The organism is Arthrobacter sp. DMZ02-1R (genome assembly GCF_057747935.1).
This window is the reverse complement of sequence record NZ_CM173230.1, coordinates 2,518,631-2,543,199: the sequence shown is the minus strand read 5'-3', so window position 1 is coordinate 2,543,199 and position 24,569 is coordinate 2,518,631. Positions and strand designations below refer to the sequence as shown.

Genomic DNA, 24,569 nt, shown 5'->3' with positions numbered 1-24,569 from the left:
GGACGTCAATAAGTCAGCGCTAAACTGACTGGCGACTTTACGACCAGCGACTCGATATCACGGGGTCCTCTCCGGACGAACATGCCACGACGCCGGGCATGTTCGTCGATGTTGCTCTATGACTACGTTGTAGACCGGAAGTCTGCGCTTAGCAAGGCTTGGTGCGCCGCGGGGTTTTGACGACGGCGATGCCGGGAAGGAGTGGCGGGCGGATTTTGTTACATCAATACCGGACCGGCGATGAGAGCGGGACCTTGGGGTCGGCTTAGGGCGTACGGTTGGTCATCGCAGCACCGGATGGCGGTACCTCGTTGGGAGGTCACCGTCAACAAGTGAAGCCCCTTGGGGTGCCGTCCAAGGTGTCCTGGGGCACAGTCCACATCACAGAGGTGGTTTCAATGAAGAAATGGACGCGATGGCAGGATTGGGTCACGGTTATTGCCGGTCTCTATGCTGCTCTATCGGTCATTTGGACCACGGCGGCCGGTTCGTCGGCTGCCCTGATGGTCGTGTTCGGCGCTTTGCTGATCATCAGCGGCGTCATCAATCTGGCCATGCCCGGAACGCCGGTCATGGAGTGGGTCCAGGCAGGCTTGGGCGCCCTGCTCTTCCTTTCTCCGTGGATGGGTTCCTACGCTATGCAAGGTGGAGTCGCCTGGACGTCCTGGATCACCGGTCTGGTGGCGCTCGTCGTCACCGCGACGGCGATCAAGCCGAGCACCGAGGAACACCGGCATCACATGGTCAGCCCTTCGCACTGAACGGCCGCAACCCTGAACAGCCGTAACACCTGAACAGCCGTAACACCTAACAGTGGAACATCGGCCGGCGGGACCTCAACCGGACCCGCCGGTCGCTTGCTCTTTCTCATGTATCCGCACGCAGAATCCCGGGGCCAGATCCACAGCTCAGGCCTTCAGGACAGCAGCCCCGGTGATACGGTCCCCGGCCAGGTCCTGCAGCGCCAGATCGGCTTCGGCCAAAGGATATGCCGTTGTGGTGGGAGTGAGGGGAATCTCCGCCGCCAGCGACCAGAATTCCTCGCCGTCCGAGCGGGTATTGGCGGTAACACTGCGAAGCTGCCGCTCATAGAAGAGGTCGGCGGAATAGTTCAGGGACGGTATGTCGCTCAGGTGGATGCCTGCAATCGCGAGGGTCCCGCCCCGGCCGAGTGCCCTCAATGCCACCGGGACGAGGTCCCCAACGGGGGCGAAAAGTATCGCCGAGTCGAGCGGGTCCGGCGGCGCATCGTATGAGTCGCCAACAAACGCAGCTCCGAGTTCGCGCGCCAGGGAACGGGCCGATTCCGAGCGTGTCATCACGTAGACGGATGCACCTTGGTGGCGTGCCATTTGCGCTGTGAGGTGGGCCGAGCCCCCGAAACCGTAGATGCCCAGCCGGCCGCCCGGCGGGACCGCGGCGCGTTTGAGCGCGCGGTACCCGATGATGCCCGAGCACAGTAGCGGTGCCGCTTGCTCGTCCGAAAATTGCTCCGGAATGGCATACGCGAAATCCTCGGACACGGTCAGCTTTTCCGCATAGCCCCCGTCTCTATCCCATCCGGTGAACGTGGGGGAGAGGCAGAGATTCTCTTCGCCACGCTGGCAATATTGGCACATCCCGCATGTTCCTCCGAGCCAGGCCACGCCGACTCTGTCACCCGGCTGGAACCTGATGCACCCTTCGCCCGTGTCAATGACCATTCCCACCACTTCATGGCCGGGCACTACGTCCGGCATCCGCGGCTCAAGGTCTCCCTCGGCCAAATGGAGATCTGTCCGGCAGACACCGCTGGTTCGGACACTGACGAGTAGCTCCCGTCGCCCCGGCTCCGGATCGGGCCTTTCGCCCCAAACAAGCGGGCCCGTCGCGATCGGACCGGGTTCATGCACCCACCACGCACGCATCGTGCCTCGCTTCGAAGCTAGGTCTGGTTCTCCGAGGTGGAACCGGCGTTGGCAGCGCGTCGCTCCGCTTTCAGCAGGCGCAGACCGCTCGCGAGCACCCCCACATGGCTGAACGCTTGCGGGAAGTTTCCTAGGAACTCTCCCGTGTCCGGGTGGATCTGTTCTGGCAGCAGACCCAGCGGATTTGCCCGGCTGCAGAGGGATTCGTAGAGTTCGTGCGCTTCATCCACCCGGCCCTGGCCGGCTAGGTTATCCACAAGCCAGAAGCTGCAGAGCAAGAAGGCGCCCTCGCTTCCCGGCAGCCCGTCGGGGGAAATCCTTGGCAAGTAGCGGAACAAGAGGCCGTTGCCGGCGTCGAGCTCGGCGGCAATAGCTTTTGTGGTGGCGACCATCCTCGGATCGTCGAAATCAATGACGTTGCGGACAGGAAGGGTCAGCAACGATGCGTCCAGGCCGCCGCTGCCGCCCAAATTTTCAGTGAAAGTGCGACGCCGGGGGTCCCAGGATTGAGTCAGGGCAGCCTCCCGGATTTGGCGCGCAGTTGCCTCCCAACGGCGCTTGGGATAAGGAAGTCCGTCCCGGCGCGCGATCTGGATGGCCCTGTCGATCGCGACGTAACACAACGCGGCGGAATAGGTGAAGGGCCGGCTCTTATCGCGGATCTCCCAAGGACCAGAGTCCGGAACCCGCCATTTCTTGATCGCCATTTCCACAATGGGCACCAGCGCGGCCCAGAGCCGCTCGTCGACCCGCCTGCCGCTGCCGGACCACTGGTAGGCGATATCGACTATTTCGCCGTAAACATCGTGCTGGAGTTGGTGGCGGGCTCCGTTGCCCCACCTGACCGGTGCTGATCCTCGGTATCCCCGCAATTGTGGATCCTCCACCTCGTCAGGTGGCTGGGACCCGTCCAGAGCGTACATAACGTGCGGGACGCCGTCCCGTTCGACATTGGTCAGGACCCAGGCAAGGAATACATCCGCATCGCTTGGGTCGCCAATGCGCCTGAATACGTAGTTGGAGAAGGACGCGTCACGCACCCACGTGTACCGGTAGTCCCAGTTCCGCGACGTTCCCGGCCACTCAGGCAGGGAGGATGTGGCTGCAGCCAGGATGGCGCCCGTTTCAGCATGGTCCAACATCTTCAGCGTCAAAGCCGAGCGTTTCATCAACCCGGCTTGGGAGCCTTCGCAGTCCAAGCTTGAAGCCCAGCGGCGCCAGGCATAGACAGTCTGGTCGATGAGCTTCTTGCTCTCCGGGTGCTGGCGAAGCCGGAACCGCCCCGACCAGTGCAGGACCATGGTCAGAGTTTCTCCCGCACGAAGCGTCAATTCTGCAGACAGGCCGCGCCCATCAGGCACGAGTTCAACCGAGGACCACAGGTAGACCTCCTGGACTCCGTCTTGCCGCCAATCGAACCTCCAGCCCGTGGCCAGGGCATCAAAGGTGACACCGGCCTTCGGTATCAGGCTGATGCGGAGCGGGACGTCTCCGCCCACGGCCCGGGCGTGCCGGAGGAGCTCGGAACGACCAGCAGGTACCGGCTCCGAGAGGTCGGCGCCGGCGCGCAGGGTGAGTCCGTCCGTGACTTCGAGCACGCCACGGTCGGACAGGAGGGACGTCACCAGCACACAGGAGTCCTCGGTGTAGCGCTGGACGGATGCCACCGTGTGGACCGGCGCTATTTCAATCGACCCCCGGACTCGGCGTCAAGAATTCCTGCCAGGAACGGCGCACTGTCGAACTCGGGCAGGCAGAGCCATGTGATTGCGCCGTCCCGCCCTACCAGGGCGCACGTGGATCCGTCGCCGATGAGTCCATGATCCTCGATGGGCAGATACCCATCCTGGTTAACCACCGCGCGCGCATGGGCAGCAGCGATCATGACTGCTCACTCCTTTGGGTTCATTCAGCCTTGTATATGGATTCTCCCGCCGTTCCCGTGCGCGCGCCACAGCCCCGACATTCAGCAGGATTCTGCGGATTCAAGCCATGCCGATCAGGGGGTGAGAAGAACCTTGATGGCGCGCCGTTCGTCCATCGCGCGGTAGGCCTCGGGTGCTTCCTCGAGCGGCATCACCGTGTCGAAGACCCGGCCCGGATTGATCGTGCCGTCGAGTACGTCTGCGAGCAGTTCCGGGATATAGGTGCGGGCCGGGGCCATTCCGCCCGCAATCGAGATGTTCGTGTCGAACAGGTACCGGAGCGGGGCTTCGGCCCCGCCCGTCGGGACACCGACAAAGCCCAGGGCGCCGCCTGGGCGGACGCTGTGCAGTGCCTGTTCCATGGACTCCTTGGTCCCGACGCACTCCAGCACGGAGTCGGCCAAGACGCCTCCCAGCAACGCGCGGACCTTGGCTACGCCGTCCTCGCCACGCTCGGCAACGATGTCAGTGGCTCCGAACTCGAGGGCAATTGCCTGGCGGTCGGCGTGCCGGGACATCGCGATGATTCGTTCGGCTCCGAGCCGCTTTGCTGCGAGCACGCCGCAGAGCCCTACTGCGCCGTCGCCTACGACGACGACGGTCCTGCCGGGCCCGACGTTAGCTGCGAGGGCGGCGTGGTGGCCGGTGGACATGACATCGGACAGCGTCAGCAGGCTGGCACGGAGCGCGTCGTCGGGCGCCGTGACGCCGGGAACTTTGACCAGGGTGGAGTCCGCCAGTGGCACCCGGACCGCCTGGCCCTGGCCGCCGTCGATCACGTGCCCGCTGTCATCTTTGCCGCCCCAACCGGCCAAATGATCGCAGGCCACCGTGACTCCGTCCAAGCATTGCGGGCACGCGCCACAGCTGACCACGAACGGGGCGATCACGAAGTCGCCCACCGCCAAGGTGGTGACATCGTCGCCAATGCTCTCCACGGTGCCGATGAATTCATGCCCGATCGCGGACGGCTTGTGGGTGGGCTTGACGCCGCGGTACGGCCATAGGTCCGATCCGCAGACGCAGGAGGCGGTGACCTTCACGATCACGTCGGTGGGCAGCTGGACCGTTGGGTAGTCACGGTCTTCAACACGGATGTCGCCGGGACCGTGGATGATGGTGGCGCGCATCGGGCTCCTCAAATGGTGGTTGTTGGGCTTGGATCGAGTCTATCCCCGGGGCGGCAGTGCATCCGTCCGGCGGGTGAATCCGGAGTCGCCCATTCGTCGCTTCGCGTCCGGGTCGAGCAGAATAGCCCCATGACAAATAGCAGCGGACGGTTGCCACGGCTTGAGGACGTGGCGGAGCGGGCGGGAGTCTCGCACCAGACCGTGTCCCGGGTGATCAACAACCACCCCAACGTCAGCAAGGGCACCCGGGAACGGGTCGAGGCGGCCATCGCCGAGCTGGGGTACCGGCGCAATACCGCCGCGCGGAGCCTGGTGACCCGCCGTTCCCAGACCATCGGGGTCCTGGCAAGCGAGCTCTCCCAATACGGTCCGACGAACACCTTGCTGGGGGTCGAACAAGCCGCCAAGGATGCCGGCTACTTCGTGAGCATTGCCGCACTGCGGACCGTCGGCCGGGAGGCGATTCTTGATGCGGTGCGGCATTTCCTGGACCAGTCCGTGGACGGGATCGTGGTGATCGTGCCCCATTCCGAAACCCTGTTGGCGTTGGCGGAAATGAACCTCGGGGTTCCCGTGGTGGCCGTGGGTTCACTGGGCAATGCGGCCGTGGGGGGAGCGATGGTGGACCAGAGGCGGGGCGCGGAATTGGCCGTCAGGCATCTGATAGAGCAAGGACATCGCCGGATCGGGCACGTGGCCGGCCCGCAGGACTGGATCGACGGCGCGGCCCGGGCCGAGGGCTGGCGCTCCGCCCTCCGCATGGCCGGCTTGAACGATGACCTGCTACTGGAGGGGGACTGGAGCGCAGGCAGCGGCTATGACATCGGGAGGAAGCTCGCCGGCGAAAAGACTGCCACCGCGCTATTCGTGGGCAACGACCAGATGGCCCTGGGCCTGCTCCGCGCTTTCAACGAAGCCGGCGTGCGCGTACCCCAGGATGTCTCGGTGGTGGGATTCGATGATCAGCCTGAGTCGGGCTTCTTCACCCCGCCGCTGACAACGGTAAGGCAGGACTTCGAAGAACTCGGCCGGCGCTGCATGGATCTGATGCTTGGCGCCATCGAGAATGGGGAAAGCATTGGCGGCACCGTGGTGGCGCCTGAGTTGGTAGTTCGCCAGAGTACATCCGCCCCTGCCTGACCGTATTACTTCCTTCTTGGCCAGCCGCCGGCCAGCACTTGACGCCAACTTTGTTAGCGCTCACAATTAGTGCAGGCCGCGGAGTAGCGGCTTGGCTATTGGAGGACTTTTCATGGACGTCGCAGCGGACGGCAACGAACACTATGTCATCGGCGTGGACTACGGCACGCTGTCGGGCCGGGCAGTGGTGGTGCGGGTCAGAGACGGCAAAGAGCTCGGAAGCGGCGTGTTCGATTACCCGCACGCGGTCATCACGGAAGCATTGCCGGCCGATTTGGCGGATGTACCTGATGCAACAGCCACGCGGCTTCCGAGGGAATGGGCACTGCAGGTACCGGAGGACTACCGGGGCGTGTTGCGTCACGCGGTTCCTGCCGCGGTGCGCGACGCCGGGATCGATCCGGCTGCCGTCGTCGGGATCGCCACGGACTTCACGGCGTGCACAATGGTGCCGGTGAAGGCTGACGGCACGCCGCTGAGCGAACTCCCCGGCTTCGCCGACCGGCCGCACGCCTATGTGAAGCTCTGGCGTCACCACGCGGCCCAGGGGCAGGCGGACCGCATCAACGCACTCGCAGCCCAGCTAGGCGAGACCTGGCTGCCGCGCTACGGCGGGCTGATCTCCTCCGAGTGGGAATTCGCCAAGGGCCTCCAGTTGCTGGAAGAGGACCCGGAAGCGTATGCGGAGATGGACCACTGGGTGGAAGCCGCAGACTGGATCGTCTGGCAGTTGTGCGGAAACTACGTCCGGAACGCCTGCACCGCAGGATACAAGGGCATCTACCAGGACGGCGCCTACCCGTCCGGGGACTTCCTGGCCGCCCTGAACCCGGACTTCAAGGACTTCGTGGGCACCAAGCTCGAACACACGATAGGCCGGCTGGGAGACGCCGCCGGATATCTCACGGCCGAAGCCGCCGCCTGGACGGGCCTGCGCGAAGGCATCGCCGTCGCCGTCGGGAATGTGGACGCCCACGTCACTGCGCCGGCGGCCCGTGCCGTGGAACCGGGACAGCTCGTTGCCATCATGGGCACTTCCACCTGCCACGTCATGAACGGCTCCGGGCTTCGCGAAGTGCCGGGTATGTGCGGAGTGGTCGACGGCGGGATCGTGGACGGGCTCTGGGGTTACGAGGCCGGCCAGTCCGGGGTGGGCGACATCTTCGGCTGGTTCACCAAGTACGGCGTCCCGCCCGAATACCATGCAGCCGCAGGCGAACTCGGCCTGGGCATCCACGAGTACCTCACGGAGCTTTCCTCCCGTCAGGAGATCGGCCAGCACGGGCTCATCGCCCTGGACTGGCACTCGGGGAACCGCTCCGTCCTGGTGGACCACGAACTCTCCGGTGTCATCGTTGGCCAGACCCTGGCGACCCGTCCGGAGGACATCTACCGGGCGCTCCTGGAGGCCACGGCCTTCGGCACCCGCACCATCGTGGACGCCTTCCGGGACTCCGGCGTCCCGGTGAAGGAGTTCATCGTGGCCGGAGGGCTCCTAAAGAACAAGCTGCTGATGCAGATCTACGCCGACGTCACCGGGCTGCAGCTCTCCACCATCGGCTCCACCCAGGGTCCCGCGCTGGGCTCGGCCATCCATGCCGCTGTCGCTGCGGGGGAGTACCCGGACATCCGGGAGGCCGCGGCCGCCATGGGATCCGAGCCCGGCGCCGTATATACGCCGATTCCCGAAAACGTCGCCGCCTATGAGGAGCTGTTCCTCGAGTACCGGACCCTTCACGACTATTTCGGCAGGGGAGCCAACGGGGTCATGCACCGGCTCAAGAAGATCCAGCGGAAGGCCGTTGGACCCCTTACTTCGGAACCAGTATTCACGGCAGGGGTTTCCGCATGAGCGCGCTGCTGGAGACGATTGCCCGGATCCGGGCCGAAGTGTGCGCACTCCATGCCGAACTGACCCGTTATGAGCTCGTGGTCTGGACCGCGGGTAATGTCTCCGCCCGCGTCCCCGGGCATGACTTGATGGTCATCAAGCCGTCCGGGGTTTCCTATGACGAGCTGACGCCCGAGTCCATGGTGGTCACCGACCTCCACGGGGTTCCCGTGGCGGGCGATAGCGAAAGCGCCATGTGGGGCAACCCGGACTTCTCGCCGTCGTCGGACACCGCCGCCCACGCCTACGTCTACCGGAACATGCCCGACGTCGGGGGAGTCGTCCACACGCACTCCACCTACGCGACGGCCTGGGCCGCGCGCGGGGAGCCGATCCCGTGCGTGCTGACCATGATGGGGGACGAATTCGGCGGCACCATCCCGGTTGGGCCGTTCGCGCTGATCGGGGACGATTCGATCGGCCGCGGCATTGTGGAAACACTCCGGGCGTCCCACTCACCGGCCGTCCTGATGCAGAACCACGGCCCGTTCACCATCGGCAAGGATGCCCGTTCCGCGGTGAAGGCCGCCGTGATGTGCGAGGAAGTGGCCCGCACGGTCCACATTTCCCGGCAGCTCGGTGAACCGCTGCCCATCGACGCCGGCCAGATCGAGTCCCTCTACGACCGCTACCAGAACGTCTACGGCCGCTGACTCGGCCTGCCGCTAGGCCTTCCACCCCACGATCTTTTCAAGGAGAACCCCGTGCCTCATGCCAACAATACGTCCCTCGAACACTACCAAGTCTGGTTCCTCACTGGCAGCCAACACCTGTACGGCGAAGACGTGCTCAAACAGGTCGCCGCGCAGTCCCAGGAAATCGCCGCCGCCCTGAACGCGTCCTCCGATGTTCCGGTCAAGGTGGTCTGGAAGCCCGTGCTGACGGATGCGGACGCGATCCGCCGCACCGCGCTTGAGGCGAACTCGGACGACGCCGTGATCGGCGTGACCGCCTGGATGCACACCTTCAGCCCGGCCAAGATGTGGATCCAGGGACTGGACCTGCTCCGCAAACCCCTCCTGCATCTGCACACCCAGGCGAACGTGGCCCTGCCGTGGGCGGACATCGACTTCGATTTCATGAACCTGAACCAGGCTGCCCACGGCGACCGCGAATTCGGCTACATCCAGTCCCGCCTCGGCGTGCCGCGGAAGACCGTCGTCGGGCACGTCTCCAACCCCGAGGTCACGCGCCAGGTGGGTGCCTGGCAGCGCGCCGCCGCCGGCTGGGCCGCCGTGCGCACTCTGAAGCTGACCCGCTTCGGTGACAACATGCGCAACGTCGCCGTCACCGAAGGGGACAAGACCGAAGCCGAGCTGCGTTTCGGCGTCTCGGTCAACACCTGGTCCGTGAACGAGCTCGCCGACGCCGTGCACGGCGCGCCGGAGTCCGACGTCGACGCCCTCGTGGCCGAGTACGAGCGCCTCTACGAGGTGGCACCGGAGCTGCGCGCCGGCGGTGCCCGGCACGACTCGCTGCGCTACAGCGCCAGGATCGAACTCGGTCTCCGGTCCTTCCTGGAGGCGAACGGTTCCGCCGCGTTCACGACGTCGTTCGAGGACCTGGGCGCGCTGCGTCAGCTTCCCGGGATGGCCGTGCAGCGGCTCATGGCCGACGGCTACGGCTTCGGCGCCGAGGGCGACTGGAAGACCGCGATACTGGTCCGCGCCGCCAAGGTCATGGGCGCCGGACTGCCCGGCGGCGCCTCCCTCATGGAGGACTACACCTACCACTTGACGCCGGGGCAGGAGAAGATCCTCGGCGCGCACATGCTCGAGGTCTGCCCCTCCCTGACCGCCACTAAGCCGCGCGTGGAGATCCACCCGCTGGGCATCGGCGGCAAGGAAGACCCCGTCCGCATGGTCTTCGACACCGACGCCGGTCCCGGCGTCGTCGTCGCGCTCTCGGACATGCGCGACCGGTTCCGACTCGTCGCGAACGCAGTCGATGTCGTCGACCTCGACGAACCCCTGCCCAACCTCCCGGTCGCCCGGGCACTGTGGTCACCCAAGCCGGACTTCGCGACCTCCGCCGCCGCGTGGCTCACCGCGGGGGCCGCGCACCATACCGTCCTCTCCACGCAGGTGGGCATGGGGGTATTCGAAGACTTCGCCGAGATTGCCCGGACCGAACTGCTCACCATCGACGACGGCACTACCATCAAACAGTTCAAGAAGGAACTGGCCTGGAATGCTGCCTACTACAAACTCGCCGGCGGACTGTGAACGGTGAGGAATTCCGGCTGATCTCGGGGGATTACGCCGCCTCGATCGTCCAACGGGGCGGCGCCCTGCGGCAGCTGACCTTCCAGGGCCGGGACCTTGTGGTTTCGTTCGACGCCGGCGCGCCCATCCCGGACTATCGAGGCATCATCGCCGCACCCTGGCCCAACCGGATCGCGGATGGAAGCTACCGCCACGACGGCACCATACGGCATCTTCCGCTCAACGAGCCCGCGAGGCGGACTGCACTGCATGGACTCGTGTTCGGGCAGCTCTGGAGACTTCAAGCCCGCAGTGCCAACGCACTTAGCCTGACGTGCGATCTTGGCGGCAGCCCCGGATATCCGTTCCGGCTCGCGCTGCAGCTGGACTACCGGCTGGACGCCGCAGGCCTGCACAGTCTCGTGACAACAACCAATGTCGGCGAGGGGACAGCGCCGTACGGCGTGTGCCCGCACCCCTACTTGCTTGCAGGCGAGTCTCCGCTGGATGACTGGAGCCTTGAGCTGCCGGCTGGGTCCTTCCTGGAGGTCACCTCGGACAGACTGCTGCCGATCGGCACGCGCCCCGTGGCGGGCCACGAATTCGACTTTCGCACACCGCGCCCTATCGGTGCGACGGAAATCGACCATGCGTTCACGGACATCGCGTTCGACGACGACTGGACCGCCCGCGTGGTGGTCCGGGACCCCTCTGGAACGGGAGTTGGCATGTCATGGGACCGGAGCTGCCCCTGGCTGCAGATCCACACCGCGGACAAGCCTGCACCCCTGCCGAACCGACTGGGACTCGCTGTGGAACCGATGACCTGCCCGCCCGATGCCTTCAACAGCGGCCAGGACCTGGTCCGGCTGGAAGCAGGCTCAGTCCACCAGGCACGGTGGAGCATCTTCGCTGTGTGACAAACCTGCTGGACGTTTGAAACGAAAGAAGCCCGAGCTGCCGGCGGTTGCCGCTAGCTCGGGCCTCTCCTATGGGCTCGCGGTCTTCACTTTCGCTCATATTAGACGAACCGAGTTCCGACGTAGGAAACGTCCCGGTCTTTAGACCGGGACGTTTCCTACGTTCTTGCCCAATTCTGCACAGTCAACCTATGTTCAGCGCCGTCCACGAGACCGGCGGAAGGCTGATTTCGACGACGCCGTTGCGCACCACGGCGCTCTTGTTCGGCTGCAGGCCGACGCGCTCCGGATTATCGAGGGTGTTCTTGGCGTAAACATCCGCGTCCGAGAGTGTTTGTGCGTCCAAAACGATGACGCTGCCGAGGGCGGTCAGGTCGATGGTGACAGTTGCCTCCTCGGTCCGGGAGCGGTTCACCAGAAAGACGGAGGTGGTGGCGGTGTCGGCGTCGAAAGTGGCGACGGCGTCGATCAGCGGGACCGTGCCGTAGGCGTCCGTGCTGTAGGTGTCGGCTTCCAGCCGCACGTCCAGTGCGACTCCCTTGGCCAGTTTGGAGGTCAGAGCGAAGGGGAAGAAGGTGGTCTGCTTCCACGCCGGGCCACCGGGTTCGGTCATGATGGGGGCGATCACGTTGACCAGTTGCGCCAGCGACGCGGAGGTGACTCGATCGGCGTGCTTGAGGAGGGAGATCAACAGGTTCCCGAAAACGACGGCATCAGCCACGGAGTACACGTCCTCAAGAAGCCGTGGCGCCTTGGGCCAGTTGTCTAGCCCCTCGATTTTGTCGACGTTTTGGAACCGCTCGAGGTACCACACGTTCCATTCATCGAAGGAAATGTTGATGGTCTTCGTACTCCCGTTGACAGCCTTGACGTGGTCCGCGGTTGCAACCACTGATTCAATGAATTGATCCATGTCGGACGCGCAGGCCAGGAATGAGTCCAGGTCTCCGTTTTTCTCTTCGTAGTAGGCGTGGCAGGAAATGTAATCGACGTCCTCGTAGGTGTGGGTGAGGACGACCCGCTCCCACTCGCCGAAAGTGGGCATATGTGCGCTCGATGAGCCGCACACCACGAGCTCAACAGATGGGTCCAACTGCCGCATGGCCTTGGCAGTCTGGGAGGCGATTTTGCCGTAATCGTCCGCGGATCGGTGGCCCAGTTGCCACGGGCCGTCCATTTCGTTTCCGAGGCACCACATCTTGATGCCAAAAGGCTCCCCGCGTCCATGAAGGGCGCGGCGGTCGGATAGTTCCGTCCCGGAGCGGATGTTCGAGTACTCCAGCAGGTCCAAAGCTTCCAGGGTGCCCCGGGTCCCGAGGTTGACCGCCAGCATGAGTTCGCTGCCCACTTTCTCCAACCACGTGCTGAACTCGTGCATGCCGATTTGGTTGGTTTCGGTTGAGTGCCAGGCAAGGTCGAGGCGGCGGGGTCGCTGGTCCTTGGGGCCGACGCTGTCCTCCCAGCGGAACCCCGAGACGAAGTTACCGCCGGGGTAGCGGATGGTGGACACTCCGAGTTCTTTGACGAGCTCAATGACGTCGGTGCGAAAGCCGTCCGAATCTGCGCTGGGGTGTCCGGGTTCGTAGATGCCGTCATAGACGCAGCGTCCAAGGTGTTCAACAAACGAACCGAAGAGCCGGGGATTGACGTGGCCGACGGCGAACTGTGGGTCGATGGTAAGGCGTGCGGAAACCATTGGCTGCTTTCAGATAAGGGGAACGGGAGGCGGTACAGGCGCTGTGAAGGCCTATTTGAGGCTGCCGAGGGAGAGCCCGCCCTGCCAGTACTTCTGCAGGGTGAGGAAAGCCACGACGAGGGGAATGATGGAAATGAACGAGCCGACAATGATCAGGCTCCAGAGCGAATGGCCACCGCCATTGTTGGACGAAGCCAGCTGCTCCCAGAGTCCGATGCCGACGGTGAGCGGGTAGAGCCTTTCCGTGGACAGCATGGCCAAGGGCAGGAAGTAGTTGTTCCAGGTCCCGACAACAGAGAGCAGCAGGACAGTTACGACGGCCGGACGAAGGAGCGGCAAAGAGACCTGGAAAAAGGTGCGCAGTTCTCCGGCTCCGTCCACTCTGGCAGCGTCGAGCAGTTCGTCCGGGACTGCCTCTGCGGTGTAGACGCGCATCAGGTAGACGCCGAAGGGGCTCAGTAGCGACGGCAGGATGACTGCCCACACAGTATCTGTCAGTTTGAGGTTGGACATCAGGATGAACGTCGGGATCACCAGTGCCGTCATGGGGACCATCACTGCACCGAGCAGCAAGGAGAAGGTCAGGTTCCGGCCCCGGAACTTGTACTTGGCGAACCCGTAGCCCGCCAGGACCGAGATCGCAGTGGCACCTAAACCGCCGCTGACAGCGTAAAGAAGTGAATTGCCCATCCACCGGACATATTCACCACCGTTGTACGTGAACAGGTCTTGGATGTTTGCGATCAAGTTGAAATTCCTGTCGAACCACATGGCGCCGGAAGTGCCGGCGAAAAGACCTTCGGCGTCCTTCGTGCTGGCGACGAAGAGCCACCAAATCGGAGCAAGGAAGTACAGGACCAAAACGCCCAGGAATACATGAGCTACCACGTTGCGGTGCCGGGGACGCGACTGCCGGGCTGCGGCCGGGGCACTAGTTGCCGGGATATCTGTTGTTGCGGCGCTCATGCGAGGGTGCTCCCTTTTTTGCGGGTGGCGAACATGAAGACATACACGGCGATGAAGACGATGATGCCGAGGGAGAAGGAGATCGCCGAGGCGTAGTTGAACTGGGCGTATCCGAAGGCCAAGTTGAACGCGTAAATGTTCGGGGTGAAGTCCGGGGTGATGCTGCCGTTGGCGACCGGGCCGAGGATTTGCGGTTCAGAGAAGAACTGCAGCGTGCCGATCAGGGCAAAGATCAGGATCAGTACCAGCGCCGAGGAAACAAGGGGCACCTTAATGCGGAACGCGACCTGCCATGCGGAAGCCCCATCGATCTTGGCGGCTTCGTAGAGCGTCGGATCAATTCCCTGCAACGCCGCGTAAACGATGATCATGTAGTAGCCGGCCCACTGCCACGTCACCACGTTGAGCAGGCCGTAGAAGACATTGTCCTGACTGAGAAGGAAGGGCGCGGATGCGTGGAAGAGGGAAAAGACCTGCTGCAAAGGGCCGAATATCGGACTGTAGAGAAACCCCCACATCAGGGCCCCAATCACGGCGGGCACTGCATACGGCAGGAAGATCATCAGCCGGGAGAACCGGGCGAGCCGGGTGGTGAGGTGGTCGAGCACGAGGGCGGCTGCGAGGGAAATGGCCATTTGGAGGGGTATGAGAACCAAGGAGAAACGGATGACGAACCATACGCCCTTGAGGAACTGCGGATCCGTGAAAGCGTGGAGATAGTTTTCCAATCCACTGAACCGGGTCCCTGTCGCGAGCCCTTTGGTAAACAGGCTGAGGTAGAGGGCGTAACCAAGGGGAGCCAGGAGGAACGCCACAAAAACCAACCCGAAAGGCGCAATGAAGAGCCATCCCGTCCGTGCGCGGCGCGCGTTCATCTTCCCGCTGCGGGAGTGGGCTTTGCGTCCGGGCGGCGGTGGAGGATTCTGCTTGTCCGTGGGGGAAATGCCTGGCAACGTCGTCACCGTTGACCCGTGAACTGCCATGATCTGTCCTGCAACTTTCTGTCGATCGAATCCCTCCCGTTCCGCCAGCCCTTGGGCCGGCGGAACGGGAAGCGCTGTCAGTTGACGGTGAATCCTTGGCTCTTCGCGTAGTTCACCATGATGTTCTGCAGCTCGCTGGCCGCTTCGTCCCCGCTCACTTTGCCTGCGTTGATCTTCACCGTTTCGGCCTGCAGCTGCGCGTAGTAGTAGACACTGAACGGGCTGTAGTTGAATCCCTTGTAGGCGTTTTCGGCCGGGATGTAGATGTCCTTGTTTGCGGTCTGGCCACCAAAGAAGTTGACGGCGTTGTTGATGAAGGCGTCCGACTTCAGCACATTCTGGTTGAGCGGGAAGATTGTCTGGGTCTTCCAGCCATCTGTCAGGGATGCATCATCGGCGTAAAGGCCCTTGGCGACTTCGGCGGCCAGCGTCTTGTCACCGGCCTGCGAAGTGACAGCGAACGTGGATCCTCCCCAGTTCACTGAGACAGGGCTGCTTGGATCCCATTGGGGAAGCGGCGCTACAGCGAAGGTTCCCTTCTCGTTGCCCTTGCCGACTCCGGATCCCGTCAGGTACCCGGGGGCCCACGCAGCCGAAATGTACGTGGCATACTTGCCGCCGATCATTCCTGAGATGTAATCGGTAGTGAACTGGTCCTGGGTGCCGACAAGGCCCTTCCTTACCAAGCCTGCCCAGTAGCTCAGTACGTCCTTGGCGGCCTGGCTGTCCAAGTGGATCGAGATGTTCTTCTGGTCCGCGAGGTCGTAGGCAAAGGGAACGGCGCCCTTTTGCGCCATGAGGGCGGTCAGGGCTGCCGGGACGTTACTGCCAAGGTCTCCGAAAACCGGTCCACCGGCGTCCTTGACCTTTTGGGCCGCCGCCTCGTACTCAGCCCAGGTGGTCGGCGGTTTGATGCCGTATTTGTCCAGCACATCCTTGCGGTAGATCATGGCCATCGGGCCGCCGTCGACCGGGATGGCGTAAACCGAGTCGCCCTGCGAGACGTCCTTCCAGGATCCCGCGCTGAAGTTCTTCTTTACGTCGCTGGCGCCGTACTTGCTCAGGTCCACCAGGGCGTTCTGCAATTCAAAACCCGTTAGCTGGTCGGCCTCGAGCATAATCACATCGGGGGCACCCTTGCCGGCTTGGATGGCGGTCTGGAACTTCGCATATTCCGGGGCACCTTGGCCGGCCACGGTCCAACAGACCTGCACATTGGTGTGGGCGTTGTTGAAGTTGTCGACCACCGTGGCCATATTGGGATACCAAGCCCAGACGGAGACCTTCGGCGCGTCGGCATGGACAATTTTGTTGGTGCAATTCGTGGTGTCAGAGCCCGCGCTGGCGGCATCCGCACCGCCGCTGCAGCCTGCGAGCGTAGTGGCTAGGGCAGCGACTGACATTGCGGCTGCGATTGCTTTCTTGTTCACGTAGATTCCCTTCGGTTCGTGCATGGACGTCGTCGTCGGAGGTGGTGATGTGGGGTAGGCCGTCCTCTGGCCAATGCTGATGTGGAACTCGACGGATTCGGCGGAGCATAGAGGCTTCAAAACATTTACATCGATGTAAGTAATCGTTGTAAATCCATCATGATGTGACCGTGCTTACATGTCAAGAAGAAGTTTGGCGGAGTCCCGGCAGGCGGCTAGATAGCCGTGGACTCCCGGCTGATGACCGTGAACCCGGCTTCAAACTCCCGGGCCGGCGTAGACGAGGCCACGCCGTCGATGCGTTCCAGCAGCATTGCGACGGCGGTCTCGGCGATCTCACGCCTTCCCGGATCAATGGTCGACAATGTTGGAAGGGAGTACCGAGTCTCGTCAATGTCGTCGAAGCCGATGATTGCCACATCTTCCGGGATTTTCACTCCGACATCCTGCATGACGCGCATCGCTCCCAAGGCGATCGAATCGTTGAAGGCGACGACGCCGTCGAAGGTCAAGCCGGATTCCAGGACCGAGCGCATGGCTTGGGCGCCATCGGACCGGTGCCACGACTGGACGTCGATTGCCATTTCCTCGCGGTAGTCCAGTCCGGCCTTCTGCAAAGCCCTGCGATACCCTTCCAGGCGAAGCCCTGCTGAGCCAATGACTTCATTTCGATGGGCGCCAAAGGCCAGGAGTTTGGTCCGTCCGCGTTCCAAGAGGTGTTCGGTGGCCGCTTGTGAAGCTTCGATGTTTTGCATTGTCACGTGGTCCGCCGGCCCGTGAAAGATCCGTTCGCCCAAGAGGACCATGGGTGTCGGGATGTCGACAAGGTCCGCATCCTCCTGGCCCAGGCCCAACACGCTGTACAGGACACCGTCGACCATTCGCATCCGTGGGCCGTGGAGAATTTCCAGTTCGCGTTCCCTCGCCCCGCCGCTCTGCTCGATGATCACCACTTTTCCCCGCTTGGATGCGGCGGTCATCACGGCGTCGGCAAGCTCTGCGAAGTATGCGTTTTTCAAGTCCGGGATGATCAGGCTGATGACATCCGTGCGGCCAGACCTCAGTCCGCGGGCAGAGAGGTTGGGCTGATAGCCAAGTTTCTCGATGGCCTGCAAAACACGGTCGCGGGTTTCGGCCTTGATGTTCGGATGGTCATTGATGACGTTCGAGACGGTCTTGATAGACACATCGGCCGCCTGAGCCACTTCCCGCATGGTGATCGCCACGTTTTCCTTCTTCCGCAAGCAAGTCAGCTTCCGCTTTTACAAGCAGATTACAACGTTGGAAAGAAAATAGGCCGGAACCGTCGTTACATCAGCCACTGAACCGTGACGTTCATGGCAAGCAAGGCATTTGTCAGGGGTGCGAGTATCGAACCGTCGGCCTCCATGCGCCGCAGCGTCTCCAGGAATTCGTCCAGCTGAAGGGGAGTGAACCCACCGTCGCGGAGTTGCTCGAGGGCAAGCTCGATATTCTCATTCCGCGTGTTGCTGAACCGCGGATTTACCTCAGGCTGTATCGGTTCCGAATCCATGACTTTTTGTCGCCCCAATGTTTTCCACGCGCGTAGGACGCTTCTCGAATCAAAAGTATTCCTGTATTACAAATGCTACTATCTCGGCGCTGTCTTTTTGGGAAACCCCAAACGCGAATCGAGCACTCGCCCGTCTCCGGGCTCGCAGCCAATAGCATTGGTCAATGATGGATAAGTCGTCGGATTCTGGCGCGTTGACGCACGAGGTGGCCCGTGACCCCCGCCGTGTTCACTGGATGGAGCTGTTCTTCGACCTCGTCTTCGTCGCTTTCGTCGGGCAGCTTGCACGCGGGATCCATGGCGACCCCGGATGGGCCGAGTTCGGTACCTACGTCCTGCTTTTCTTCCCGGCTTGGTGGGCGTGGGTGAACATCGTTTCCGTGGTCAACCTCTTGCCCGGACTGTCGTCCCGGACCCTCGGTATCGCCATGCTCGCGGCCATGGCGGCGGCGAGCGTCATGGCCGCGGCTGCACCGGGTGCTTTTGGAGAACGGGCGTGGGCCTTTTCGCTGGCTAATACCGCCATCCGCGTCGTCCTGCTGGTCTTGTGGCTGTATCAACACCGAGGGAATTCAGTTGAAACCCCGTGGCGCATTTGGATCTACAACGGCGGCACGGCCGTCCTTTGGTTCATCGCGGCCTTCTTGCCACTCCATGTCGCCGTCGTCCTGTGGGCGGCGGCCATCGTCGTCGAGGTTGGCATGATGGTGGTTAGCGCGCGCCTTTGGCCTGACCGCGGCATCGGCGGTATCAATATCGAACACGCGTCCGAGCGGCTTGGATTGTTCGTCATCATTGTCCTCGGCGAATCCATCTTCACGATCGTCACTGAGGTTTCTGATGATTGGGGTCCGGGCGCCGGTCTGGTCGGAGCGCTCGGATTCCTCATTGTTGCGTTCCTTGGCTGGGCGTTCTTCCAATATGGCACCGGGACCATCGCCGCGGGGCTCGAGCGCCTGCAGTCCCGCTCGGACTTCGCAGGAATACTCCAGACCACGTTGTTCCTACCGTTTCTTCTCGTACTGGGAGTGACAGCGATCGCCGGCGCGATCGCGACCGCCATTCCAGCACCCTATGAGCACCTGCCGCTCGGTTCGGGGATCTCGCTGGGCGGAGGTCTAGCCCTTTTCTATGGCTGCAATGCGATCGTCTCGCTTCGTTATGGCCAGCCATTGCACGCGGTGCTGCCGTGGGCGGTGCCCACCGTGGTGATCGCTGTTTTGCTCATACCGGTGAGCGCCGAGGTTCCCGGTGCCGCCATCTTGGTGCTTGCTGCGATTGTCTTGCTCCTTGTCACGGCCTACGTGGAGACTCAAAGGCGACGGCGCAGGGGTCCCGCCCCTGCAGCCGCGCCTCCGTCACCGCCTAGCCGTTGATGATCTGTGGCACGCCCAGCGCTTTGAGGCCTTCGACGCCGAATTCGAGGCCATAGCCGGACTGCTTGGCGCCGCCGAATGGAATGCGCGGGTCCACGGCGCCGTGCTTGTTGATCCAGACCGTTCCGGCTTCGAGACGGGCGGCTACCTTCCGGGCCTCGTCCAGGTTCGATGACCAGACCGAGGCGCCGAGTCCGACGTCGAGCGCGTTCGCCATGGTGACCGCCTCATCAACGGTGCTGTAGCGGATGATCGGCAGGGCGGGGCCGAACTGTTCCTCCGCGACGAGCGGGTTGCTGTTGTCTATGTCGGCCACGAGCGTGGTGGGGTAGAAGTTGCCGGGCTGGTCAGCGCCGGGGTTGCCGCCGAGCAGGATCCGGGCGCCGGAGTCGCGGGCTGCGTCCACCAGCCGGGCCACGACGTCGTACTGGGCTTTGTTCTGCAAGGGGCCAAGGACGTTTGCTTCGTCCAGGCCGTTACCCATGGGCATCGCCCCGGCGACTTTGGCGAGTTCGGTGCATACTGCCTCATACAGCGAGTCGTGGACGTAAAGGCGCTTCAGCGCCGCACAGGTCTGGCCGGTGTTGATGAAGGCGCCCCAAAAGAGACCTTCGGCGATCGCTGCGGGGTCGGCGTCGGGCAGGACGATGCCGGCGTCGTTGCCGCCGAGTTCCAGGGTGAGGCGCTTCACCGTGTCCGCGCTGGAGCGGATGATCTCTTTGCCGGTGGCGGTGGAGCCGGTGAACATGACCTTGCCGATGGCGGGGTGTTCGGCCAGCCGTGCGCCGACGTCGCGGCCGCCGGAGACCACCGTCAGCAGGCCTTCGGGCAGTTCTTCGTTGATAACGGCCGCCAGGGCGAGCACGGACAGGGGCGTGTATTCGGAGGGCTTGACGACGACGGCGTTGCCCATGCGCAGGGCGGGGGCGATCTGCCAGATGGTGATCATCATGGGCCAGTTCCAGGGTCCGATGGCGCCGACGACGCCGATGGGCCGGTAGTGCAGTTCGGCGCGGGTTTCGCCGTCGTCCACCACGGTTTCCGGGTCCAGGGGCGTGCCGGCGGTGGCGCGCAGCCACGCGGCGCAGGCGCCGACTTCGAAACGGGCGTTCGGGCCGTTGAGCGGCTTGCCCTGCTCGCGGGAGAGCAGGCGGGCAAGTTCTTCGGCGGAGCGTTCGACGGCGTCGGCGGCCTTGAGGAGCGCGGCGGACCGGGCGTCGTGACCCAGCGCAGCCCACGCGGGCTGGGCCGCCTCGGCGGCGGCGATGGCGCGCTCGAGGTCCTCGACGGTGTGAACGGGAGCGTCGCCGACTGCGGCGCCGGTGGCGGGGTCGAAAATCGTCCGGGTGTCGCCGGAGGACGGGGTGATTGATGCCAAGAGGGCGTCGTAGGTTTCCAAGGGGTTACTCCACTCTGAGTTGGTAATGGTTTCGAAGGACAAGTCTCTAAAGGTCAAACAGCCATCAGGATCATCGCGCCCAAGGCGCCCGCCGAAGAAAGGGCCTCAAACGATGCAGACGGGTGACGGCCGTGTCCGCGGCCGCTCGGCCGGACCGGCCGGGCCGCCAAGGCGACTGAGTAGGCGATGACAGTTACCGCGAGGGCTACCGCCAGTGCCGGGTTCACTCCTCCAAGCCCGGCGTGTGCGTGTGCTTGGTGGAGTGAACCCGATGATGCCGGGGAAAGGGTTGTGACCAGGATCGCGAACATGGCCAGGATTGACATGGAGCGGTGCATTTCCATGCCGCCGCGGTGATCCTTGGGCAGGAGCACCAACGGAAGCGGTGAAGCCAGGAGCAAAAGGAAGCCCCAAACAACGCCAGGAATGATGCCCGGCCCAACGGTGGTGTCCGCCATCCCCACGAGCATGAGTGCCATCGGTCCCCATTGGCTGAGGTTCTTGACCAAGCCTTCGCGCAGCGGGTTCCAGATTCCGAGGGCACAGCAGGCCAGCATGACTATTGAGAGGAGTGTGTGCATGAGGTTTGCCGGTCACCAGTTCCGGTGCTGATCAGTCTTCTTCGTCACCGAGGTGCACGGCGGCCGGGTCCTCTTCGCCGTGTCCGATCCGCTGATACACGGCGGGAGTGCTCCGCCGGAGTCGGAACGCCCAGGCGACACCCGCCAATCCAGGTACCACGATGGTGGCGGGCAAGATGAACGTCAGCGCATTGGTTTCGTTCTGCCCGAGCAGCACGTTGAAGTTGATCACGATCAGAATGAAGATAGCAGCCAGGAGCACGAATCCCAGAGCAGGGGCGATCACGCGGGTCCAGATTCCCGCGTCATGCCTGTTTTTGCGGAAGAATCCAATGACAGCCAGCGAAACAACGGTCATGAGGAGGACAAGTCCCATAGCGCCGTCATTTGTCAGCCACGTGAACATGGTCAGGACCGGGTAGAGGTCACCCAGCGGTGATCCGGTTCCCGCGATGGCGAACGCCACCGTGACCAAGACGGCGATCACCGTCTGGGCGATGGATCCGGCGTAGGGGGCGCCGCTGTGCCGGCGTACGGCACCGAGCTTTCGGGGAAGGACTTGTTCCCGGCCGAGGGAGAAGAAATAGCGGGCGGCGGCGTTGTGGAAGCTGACCAGGGCTGCGAAGAGGCTGGTGACGAAGAGCAGGCGGGCCAGGTCGGCGAGAAGTACACCGGCGTGGTCACTGAGGAAGCCGAACATCAGGTCCGGTCCTTGTTTTGCCGACGCGTCGACCACTGCGGACGGTCCCGTTCCGACCGCCATGGCCCAGGAAGAAACAGCGTAGAACAGGGCGATGATGGCGACTGCGGTGTACGTTGCCCGGGCGACAGTGTGCTTGGGATCCTTGCTTTCCTCGCCGTAGATCGCGGCCGACTCAAATCCCATGAACGCCGCGATGCCAAAGGAGAGGACCGCCCCTACGCCTGGCACGAAGAGACTTTCCGGGCTGAGCGGCGCTCCGCTGACGCCTTCCGGGGCTACAGCAAAGGAGACGACGTCGTAGACGATCACCACAAGGAACTCCAGGCCGACCAGCACCCCGAGGACCTTCGCCGACAGGTCAACCCGGTTCACACCAAGAAATGCGACGACGGCGATGCAGACCAGAACCGGAATCCACCAGGGGACGGTGACGCCGAAGCGTTCGTTGATCAAGCTCGAAACGGTGAAGCCGAACAGGCCGTAAATCCCGACTTGCATCAGGTTGTAGGCCATGAGCGCCACCATGGAAACCCCGACGCCCACCGGCCGGGAAATGCCCTGCGCGACGTAGGAATAGAAGGCGCCGGCGTTGACCACGTACCTGCTCATGGCCGCGTAGCCGACGGCGAACACAGCGAGCGTTGCCCCGAGCAGCAGGAAGGACAGCGGCACGCCGGTGACCCCGGTGACGGCGAACGTCGTCGTCACCCCGCCGGCAAGGACCGTGAGCGGTGCCGACGCTGCGATGATCATGAAGGTCACCGCGGGGACGCCGAGACGGCGTCGATTGTGATGCGGGTGGCCCACCTCGGTGGTCTCTTTTCCGGTTGTTAAACTCATTTCTGGGCCTCCATGTGGCAGTGGCCGCCTTCGGCGGGCTTTGACGCCGGGACGTCGAGGACAGGGCTACGGTCGAAGAAGCCTTCAGGGCGGAGTTTGAAGCCCACCGTGTCCACTGGCATGATGGGCCAGTCTTCCGGGCGGGGGAAGTGGGTCAGCCCGAAGGTGTGCCACACAACGATGTCTTGTCCATCGATGTCCCTGTCCCGGGCAATGTAGGACGGCAGGCCGGCCCCTCCGGAGTGTTGGTTGACGAAGTCGCCGCTGGGGTAGCGCTCATTCTCTTCGTGGCGGGTCACCCACAGGTCCTTGGTGGCGAAGGCGGCACGCCGGGCGATGGATGATTCGGGGTCGGCCAGAAGCATGGGATGCCCTTGGCCATGGAGCTTGTACGCCACGGGGTCGCCCAGGCGGTTGAGTGATTCGGGATTCGAGATCACCCAGGCCCGTCCGGCCGCCATGTCGGACTCCCTCACGGCTTCCGATTCGCGCTTGAGGACAGTACGACGGCGGGTGAAGGCGTTGCCGCGTTCGTTGCCTTCGCCCATCGGCACCCGGATGGCGTCCTCTTCCTCGACGCGGTTCGTGAGTCCGTCGATGGCAAAGTCCAGGCGGGCGCTGAAGAGATGCTGGTGGAAGGGAGCCCCAAGGCCGGGAGCCAGTTCCGAGGCGTAGGGGTAGCCCTTCCCCGGGTGGGCGCTGGTGAAGACGACGCCGGTGGCCTTGGCTTCGAATTCGATGGTGCCGTCGAGGTAGAGGTACCAGTAGAAGCCGTAATCGTAGTTACCGATGGTGGTGAAGAAACTGATGACGAGCCGGCGGTTCCGGCGCGTATAGTTCACGCCGCTCCAAAGATCGCTGTGCTTGGCGAGGATGCTCCAGTCCTCTTCGTGCATGCAGATACCGTTGCGGATCTCACGCGGGCGGCCGAACGCGTCGCTGACCACCGGGCTAAGGTAAGTGATTTCGCCGAGGCAGTCGCAGCCGAGCTCCAATGAGTTGGCGTATTGGCCCACCAGGTATTCTCCGGTATCGAAGTAGTTCTGCCAGGAGCGCACGGGGGAGGGATCCCCGTAAGGCACCACCATCTCGGCGATGGAAGCCCGCTTGAGGATGCTGCGGCGGCGATCGACGTCGTCGAACGCCACATTGTTCAGGACGACGCCTTCCCGGACATCGAAACCAATGTCGAGGCTCCACTTTTCCCACTCGACGTGGTTTCCGCCCTGGACCGTAAAGCTAGGTCCTTCCGGCTGGGTGATGTGGATCGGCTTCTGGGTAGTGCGCATCGGTCCGGTCAGCTCAGGGTCCGTAAAGTTGCCGCGCTCCTCCGGTACCGGAACGGGGCCGAAATCCAGGACCTGGTCTACGGTCTTGCTCACGACGTCGACGTAGGCAACCAGCCCGTCCACCGGATGCGCCCAAGCGCTGTCCTCCGGGAAATCCTGAACGAAAGCCAGGCCCCGCAGGATCCGGCGGCCCTTCTCTTCGGGGTATTCGAAGACCCCGGCCGACAGGGGAGCGACCCTGACTTTGCTGACATCGAGGTTCCGGTCAGCCAAGGCCTTGAGCCAGCGCTCATCCTGGGCGAGGATCTCTTCAACCACCTCGAATTCTTCTTCGATGACTGGAAGCTCGCCCGTCACGGACGTGTCCAGTTCCACTTTCGAGACGACTTCCCGGTGGGTCACAGAGACCACGACGTCCTGTGCCGCACCGGATGAAGCGTTATGCAGGAACGCCCTGAACCTGCGGTCCGCGGCTCCTGAATCGCGATTCCGCGAATCGGGAGTCCCCGAATCGCGCGGGGGATCAAGCAGCCCAAGATAAGCGACCCTGATGGATTCACCGAAGAGTCCGGCATCGGCCAGGATGCCCCTGACCGCCGTGACGTCTTCGGCGCTGGTCAGTGCGTACGGAGACAGCCCGGCAAACGCGGCCATT

General features: G+C 63.4%; 21 protein-coding genes. 7 read left to right on the top strand and 14 right to left on the bottom strand.

Annotated elements, in window-relative coordinates:
* Positions 1–398 precede the first annotated feature (398 nt).
* The gene (locus AC3ANQ_RS12330) at positions 399–761 is read left to right on the top strand and encodes an SPW repeat protein (protein ID WP_268021756.1); all 363 of its coding nucleotides are present in this window, start codon (positions 399–401) and stop codon (positions 759–761) included.
* A gap of 147 nt (positions 762–908) precedes the next feature.
* Here AC3ANQ_RS12330 and AC3ANQ_RS12325 read toward each other — a convergent pair whose 3' ends face one another.
* The 4 genes from AC3ANQ_RS12325 to AC3ANQ_RS12310 form a co-directional block, all read right to left on the bottom strand.
* The gene (locus AC3ANQ_RS12325; protein ID WP_488301310.1) at positions 909–1,907 is read right to left on the bottom strand and encodes a zinc-dependent alcohol dehydrogenase family protein; all 999 of its coding nucleotides are present in this window, start codon (positions 1,905–1,907) and stop codon (positions 909–911) included.
* Between the two features lie 17 nt (positions 1,908–1,924).
* On the bottom strand, positions 1,925–3,574 hold the full coding sequence (locus AC3ANQ_RS12320; RefSeq protein ID WP_488301309.1) for a glycoside hydrolase family 15 protein: 1,650 nt from the start codon (positions 3,572–3,574) through the stop codon (positions 1,925–1,927).
* Between the two features lie 14 nt (positions 3,575–3,588).
* The gene (locus AC3ANQ_RS12315) at positions 3,589–3,792 is read right to left on the bottom strand and encodes a trehalase-like domain-containing protein (RefSeq protein ID WP_488301308.1); all 204 of its coding nucleotides are present in this window, start codon (positions 3,790–3,792) and stop codon (positions 3,589–3,591) included.
* 114 nt (positions 3,793–3,906) lie between these two features.
* Positions 3,907–4,962, bottom strand: a complete 1,056-nt coding sequence (locus tag AC3ANQ_RS12310; protein ID WP_488301307.1) for a zinc-dependent alcohol dehydrogenase family protein — start codon at positions 4,960–4,962, stop codon at positions 3,907–3,909.
* 129 nt (positions 4,963–5,091) lie between these two features.
* On the opposite strand from AC3ANQ_RS12310, the gene AC3ANQ_RS12305 reads away from it, so the two are divergent.
* The 5 genes from AC3ANQ_RS12305 (at position 5,092) to AC3ANQ_RS12285 (ending at position 11,117) form a co-directional block, all read left to right on the top strand.
* A complete protein-coding gene (locus tag AC3ANQ_RS12305) occupies positions 5,092–6,102 on the top strand; it encodes a LacI family DNA-binding transcriptional regulator (protein ID WP_488301306.1) in 1,011 nt (336 codons plus the stop codon).
* Positions 6,103–6,214: 112 nt separating this feature from the next.
* Positions 6,215–7,954 carry a ribulokinase gene (gene araB, locus AC3ANQ_RS12300; RefSeq protein ID WP_488301305.1) on the top strand — a complete coding sequence of 580 codons (1,740 nt, stop codon included), beginning with the start codon at positions 6,215–6,217 and terminating at the stop codon, positions 7,952–7,954.
* Positions 7,951–8,646 (top strand): L-ribulose-5-phosphate 4-epimerase, encoded by a 696-nt coding sequence (locus AC3ANQ_RS12295; RefSeq protein WP_488301304.1) that lies wholly within the window; start codon positions 7,951–7,953, stop codon positions 8,644–8,646. Before araB ends, AC3ANQ_RS12295 begins: the two co-directional genes overlap by 4 nt.
* Before the next feature lie 51 nt (positions 8,647–8,697).
* The gene (gene araA / locus AC3ANQ_RS12290) at positions 8,698–10,218 is read left to right on the top strand and encodes an L-arabinose isomerase (RefSeq protein ID WP_488301303.1); all 1,521 of its coding nucleotides are present in this window, start codon (positions 8,698–8,700) and stop codon (positions 10,216–10,218) included.
* A complete protein-coding gene (locus tag AC3ANQ_RS12285; protein ID WP_488301302.1) occupies positions 10,215–11,117 on the top strand; it encodes an aldose 1-epimerase family protein in 903 nt (300 codons plus the stop codon). Before araA ends, AC3ANQ_RS12285 begins: the two co-directional genes overlap by 4 nt.
* Positions 11,118–11,301: 184 nt before the next feature.
* Here the strand turns inward: AC3ANQ_RS12285 and arfA are convergent, their stop codons facing one another.
* From arfA to AC3ANQ_RS12255, 6 genes are all read right to left on the bottom strand, one after another.
* Positions 11,302–12,813 carry an arabinosylfuranosidase ArfA gene (gene arfA / locus AC3ANQ_RS12280; RefSeq protein WP_488301301.1) on the bottom strand — a complete coding sequence of 504 codons (1,512 nt, stop codon included), beginning with the start codon at positions 12,811–12,813 and terminating at the stop codon, positions 11,302–11,304.
* Between the two features lie 51 nt (positions 12,814–12,864).
* Positions 12,865–13,779, bottom strand: coding sequence for a carbohydrate ABC transporter permease (locus tag AC3ANQ_RS12275; RefSeq protein WP_488301300.1), 915 nt, complete (start codon positions 13,777–13,779; stop codon positions 12,865–12,867).
* On the bottom strand, positions 13,776–14,762 hold the full coding sequence (locus AC3ANQ_RS12270) for a carbohydrate ABC transporter permease (protein WP_488301299.1): 987 nt from the start codon (positions 14,760–14,762) through the stop codon (positions 13,776–13,778). Before AC3ANQ_RS12270 ends, AC3ANQ_RS12275 begins: the two co-directional genes overlap by 4 nt.
* Before the next feature lie 77 nt (positions 14,763–14,839).
* On the bottom strand, positions 14,840–16,192 hold the full coding sequence (locus tag AC3ANQ_RS12265; RefSeq protein WP_488301298.1) for an ABC transporter substrate-binding protein: 1,353 nt from the start codon (positions 16,190–16,192) through the stop codon (positions 14,840–14,842).
* A 215-nt stretch (positions 16,193–16,407) separates the two neighbouring features.
* Positions 16,408–17,418 (bottom strand): LacI family DNA-binding transcriptional regulator, encoded by a 1,011-nt coding sequence (locus tag AC3ANQ_RS12260; RefSeq protein ID WP_488301297.1) that lies wholly within the window; start codon positions 17,416–17,418, stop codon positions 16,408–16,410.
* Positions 17,419–17,501: 83 nt separating this feature from the next.
* Positions 17,502–17,726 carry a hypothetical protein gene (locus AC3ANQ_RS12255; protein ID WP_488301296.1) on the bottom strand — a complete coding sequence of 75 codons (225 nt, stop codon included), beginning with the start codon at positions 17,724–17,726 and terminating at the stop codon, positions 17,502–17,504.
* A gap of 164 nt (positions 17,727–17,890) precedes the next feature.
* On the opposite strand from AC3ANQ_RS12255, the gene AC3ANQ_RS12250 reads away from it, so the two are divergent.
* The gene (locus AC3ANQ_RS12250) at positions 17,891–19,102 is read left to right on the top strand and encodes a low temperature requirement protein A (protein WP_488301295.1); all 1,212 of its coding nucleotides are present in this window, start codon (positions 17,891–17,893) and stop codon (positions 19,100–19,102) included.
* On the opposite strand, the gene AC3ANQ_RS12245 is transcribed toward AC3ANQ_RS12250, so the two are convergent.
* From AC3ANQ_RS12245 to AC3ANQ_RS12230, 4 genes are read right to left on the bottom strand one after another with little or no spacing between them, the layout of a single operon-like run.
* Positions 19,092–20,501 (bottom strand): aldehyde dehydrogenase family protein, encoded by a 1,410-nt coding sequence (locus AC3ANQ_RS12245; protein WP_488301294.1) that lies wholly within the window; start codon positions 20,499–20,501, stop codon positions 19,092–19,094. The genes AC3ANQ_RS12250 and AC3ANQ_RS12245 overlap by 11 nt on opposite strands.
* A gap of 53 nt (positions 20,502–20,554) precedes the next feature.
* Complete coding sequence (locus AC3ANQ_RS12240) at positions 20,555–21,082, bottom strand: hypothetical protein (RefSeq protein ID WP_488301293.1); 528 nt, start codon at positions 21,080–21,082, stop codon at positions 20,555–20,557.
* Positions 21,083–21,113: 31 nt separating this feature from the next.
* A complete protein-coding gene (locus tag AC3ANQ_RS12235) occupies positions 21,114–22,625 on the bottom strand; it encodes an APC family permease (RefSeq protein ID WP_488301292.1) in 1,512 nt (503 codons plus the stop codon).
* A complete protein-coding gene (locus AC3ANQ_RS12230) occupies positions 22,622–24,568 on the bottom strand; it encodes a primary-amine oxidase (RefSeq protein ID WP_488305317.1) in 1,947 nt (648 codons plus the stop codon). Before AC3ANQ_RS12230 ends, AC3ANQ_RS12235 begins: the two co-directional genes overlap by 4 nt.
* Between the last annotated feature and the right edge of the window lies 1 nt (position 24,569).